Annotated in this window: 4 protein-coding genes and 1 pseudogene; 3 read left to right on the top strand and 2 right to left on the bottom strand. The window is 63.4% G+C overall.

Annotation, left to right across the window (positions count from 1 at the left end):
• Positions 1 to 433 (top strand): potassium channel family protein (locus EN749_RS32500; protein ID WP_145991100.1); only part of this gene is annotated, 433 nt, incomplete at its 5' end.
• A 10-nt stretch (positions 434 to 443) separates the two neighbouring features.
• Here the strand turns inward: EN749_RS32500 and EN749_RS32495 are convergent.
• The gene (locus EN749_RS32495) at positions 444 to 1,310 is read right to left on the bottom strand and encodes a DMT family transporter (protein ID WP_128364700.1); all 867 of its coding nucleotides are present in this window, start codon (positions 1,308 to 1,310) and stop codon (positions 444 to 446) included.
• A gap of 197 nt (positions 1,311 to 1,507) precedes the next feature.
• Between EN749_RS32495 and EN749_RS32490 the strand changes: the two genes are divergently transcribed.
• Complete coding sequence (locus EN749_RS32490) at positions 1,508 to 2,014, top strand: hypothetical protein (RefSeq protein WP_127396906.1); 507 nt, start codon at positions 1,508 to 1,510, stop codon at positions 2,012 to 2,014.
• Here EN749_RS32490 and EN749_RS32485 read toward each other — a convergent pair.
• The gene (locus EN749_RS32485; protein WP_127396905.1) at positions 2,011 to 3,339 is read right to left on the bottom strand and encodes a DNA polymerase IV; all 1,329 of its coding nucleotides are present in this window, start codon (positions 3,337 to 3,339) and stop codon (positions 2,011 to 2,013) included. The two genes, EN749_RS32490 and EN749_RS32485, sit on opposite strands and share 4 nt — an antisense overlap.
• 65 nt (positions 3,340 to 3,404) lie before the next feature.
• Here EN749_RS32485 and EN749_RS32480 point away from each other — a divergent pair.
• A pseudogene (locus EN749_RS32480) lies at positions 3,405 to 3,680 on the top strand (GNAT family N-acetyltransferase); the annotation flags it as partial.

Raw genomic sequence — 3,680 nt, 5'->3', positions numbered from 1 at the left:
GTGGTCGCTGTCGCGCAGCGGTTCGCTCTGGCGGCATCTGGAGATGCGCGGCCTGAGGCCGTGGCGCGAGGCCAGCCACGCGGTCATCAACCTTTTGACCTTCCTGTTCGTCATCACCGGCTTCGTCTACACGTTCTTCTTCCGCACTGGCGCCGGTCTGGAAAACTATGTCGACGCGCTTTATTTCACCGTCGCCACGGTGACGACGACCGGCTTCGGCGACATCGTGCTGCCGGGCATAGCCGGCAAGCTGACCGCAATCGTCACCATGATCATCGGCATATCGCTGTTTGTCAGACTGGCTCAGGCGATCTTCCGGCCAGCCAAGGTTTTGTTTCCCTGTCCGCAGTGCGGCTTGCGGCGGCACGAGCCGGACGCCGTGCATTGCAAAGCCTGCGGTCATCTTCTCAACATACCCGACGAAGGGAACTGACGGCCGGGTACTACGACGCCGCCACTTCGGCCGGCTTTATAGCCATGCGCTGAAGATTGAGCAGATTGCCCATCAGGATCAGCAGCGCGCCGCCGGCGGTGAAGGCATCGATCTGCTCGCTATAGAGCAGCCAGCCAATCAGCGCCGATAGCGGCACGCGCAGAAAATCCATCGGCGAGACGATGGTCGCATCGGCATAGCCAAGCGCGCGGGCCATACAGAAATGCGACGACATGCCGGTGAAAGCGATCAGCACGATCCACGGCCATAGCTCCAGTGGCGGATTGCGCCACGTATAGAGCGCCGGGATGAGACCGACCATCGACTGGATAATCAGCATCCAGCAGATGATGCGCACGACGCTGTCAGTCCGGGTCAGCGATTTGATCGTGACCACCGAGATGCCGAAGCAGGCCGCGGCACCCAGCACGTCGACCGAGCCGACACCGGGGCGCACGATGATCACCACGCCGATCAGCCCCAGCCCGATCGCTGCCAGCTTGGGCCGGTTCAGCCTTTCACCCAGAAAAATCACCGCCAGGATAGCTGTCCAGATCGGCGTGGTGAATTCGATCGAGATCAGCACCGCCAGCGGGATCAAAGTGAGGGCGTAGAGCCAGGCCGCCTGGCCCGTGTAATGGATGACGTTGCGGGCGATATGGGCAATGGGGCGCTGCGTGCGCATGGCTCGAAAACCGCCACTCATCATCACCAGCGGCAGAAGAATGAAGAAGCCGATCACAGAGCGCAACTCAAGCACCTGGAAGACGTTGAGCTCCGCTGTCGTGGCTCGGCCGGCGACCGTCATCCCAAGGAAGGAAGCGATCGACAGTGCCATCCAGAACCCGGCCTTGGGGATCGAGGGGGTGGGTGCCATTCGCGCTGTGTCGCAGGCGAGGGCTTCTGCCGCAATCGCTACACAAGGCATTCTTCTGGGCCAGTCGCGACTGGCTGGATGTTGTAAAACAGTCGTGTGGCGGGCGGAACCTGAAACGGCAAGTGGCGTTGAGTTCCGGTGGTCAGCCGTGCTCGCGGACCGTCCCGCCTTTTTCAAGATCGACAAGGAGAGCTTCAATGAGATCCTTCGCGCAATTCGCGCTTGCCGGCGGCTTATTGGTTGCGGCAGGCGCGGCACATGCCGACGAGGCCCAATTTCTCCAGGCGTTCAAGGGCAATTTCGCCGGCAAGGGTATCGTCAAGGTCACCACCGATGCGCCGACCGTGAACGTGTCCTGCACGTTCAGCTCGAACGCGACATCGACCTCCCTGTCGCTCGACGGCAATTGCCGGGGACTTGTCGTGGTCACGCGCGCCATCAGCGCGGACCTGAAGGCCAGCGGTGCCAAATACAGCGGCACCTATGTCGGCTCTCGCACGGGACCGGCGCAGCTTAACGGCAGCCGTTCGGGCAACGCGATCAACCTGGGCATTCGCTGGGCCAAGGAGGTCAATGGCGACCGAAGGGCGCAGATGAAGGTCGAGAAACGCGGCGAGAAGGGCATGCGGCTGACCGTCATCGACACCGACCCGAAAACCGGCAAGAGCGTGGTGACGAGCAGGATTGATCTGCAGCGCACCTAATCCTCGAGCGGCTCCGGCGGATGGGTGTGGCGGCCCTTGCCGAATGTGTAGCCGGTTTCCACCGCCTTGCGGCCGAACTTGTCGCGCAGGGCGTCGATGGCGCCTTCGGCCATGGCGCGCTTGCGCGATTGGATGTCGACCAGATCGGGCGGGTCGGCCTTGTCGTCGTCCGAGAGGTCGCTGACGCCGATGCCAAGCAGCCGATACTTCGTGCCGTCGGTTTCCTTGCGCAGAAGCTCCACCCCGGTCTGAAAGATGCGGTCGGCGAGCCGGGTCGGATCGCCGAGCTGGCGATTGCGCGTGCGCAGCTTGAAATCCTGGGTCTTCAGCTTCAAGACCACGGTGCGCCCGGCAATGCCTGACTTTTTCAGCCGTGCCGAGACCTTTTCCGAAAGGCCCCTGAGAACCGCGACCAGTTCCTCCAGCGACGCGATATCGGTGTCGAAGGTGGTTTCGGCCGATACGCTCTTGGCATCCTGGTCGGGATCGACGCGGCGGACGTCCTCGCCGCGCGAAAGGTGGTAGAGCCGGTCGCCCATCGTGCCGTAGCGGCGCATCAGGTCGCCGCGATCCATCTGCTGCAACTGGCCGATGGTGCGGATGCCGTCACGCTCCAGCGTGGCGTTGAATGCCTTTCCGACACCCCAGATCATGGTCACCGGCTGCGCCGAGAGGAAGCCGACTGCCTCGGCCTCGCCGATGACCGAGAAACCGCGCGGCTTGCGAAAGTCAGACGCAATCTTGGCGAGGAACTTGCAATAGGACAGGCCGGCCGAAACGGTGATGCCGATCTCCTTCTCGACGGCCTGCGCGAAGCGCGCCAGCACCACAGCGGGCGGCAGGCCGTGCAGCCGTTCGGTGCCGGCGAGGTCGAGAAACGCCTCGTCGATCGACAGCGGCTCGACCAGCGGTGTCAGCGCTTGCATCATGGCGCGCACTTCGCGGCCGACGCGCACGTATTTTTCCATGTTGGGGCTGATGACCACCGCCTCCGGGCAGGCTTCGAGCGCCTTGAACATCGGCATGGCCGAGCGCACGCCTTGGATGCGGGCGATATAGCATGCGGTGGAGACGACGCCGCGCTTGCCGCCGCCGATGATCAGCGGCTTGTCCTTGAGCGCCGGATTGTCGCGCTTTTCGATCGCCGCATAGAAGGCGTCGCAATCGATATGGGCCAGATGCAGCCGGTAAAGCTCTGGATGACGCACAAGCCGAGGACTACCGCAGCGCTCGCAGCGGCGCGCCTGGCTGCGCTGAAACGTCAGGCAGTCGCGGCAAAAGCCGTGATCGGGATTGTTGACAGGGGCCGCCATCGCTGCGAACATAAAGAGAACAGAAGCAATGGTACGACAGTGCAAGGCCAGCGACAAGGCTGGCCTGGGGAGAACGCATGAGCACGACCATAGCGCCGCTTGCACCCGAGCTTTGGGCTGAATTCGAGGACCTCTTCGGCAAGCAAGGCGCCTGCTACGGCTGCTGGTGCACGCATTTCCGGCTGGCGCCGGCGATGCGCCGCGAGAGCAGCCGGGAACGCAACAAGGACCACATCAAGGCGCGTATCGAGGCCGGCCCGCCGCCCGGACTGCTGGCATTCGAGGATGGCCAGGCGGTCGGCTGGATGCAGATCGGACCGCGCGCCGACGTACCCGAATGGAACAATCAGGGC

This window comes from Mesorhizobium sp. M7A.F.Ca.ET.027.02.1.1, assembly GCF_004022985.1.
Classification (GTDB): domain Bacteria; phylum Pseudomonadota; class Alphaproteobacteria; order Rhizobiales; family Rhizobiaceae; genus Mesorhizobium.
The sequence above is the reverse complement of the archived record's forward strand: the minus strand, read 5'-3'. Positions and strand labels throughout refer to the sequence as shown.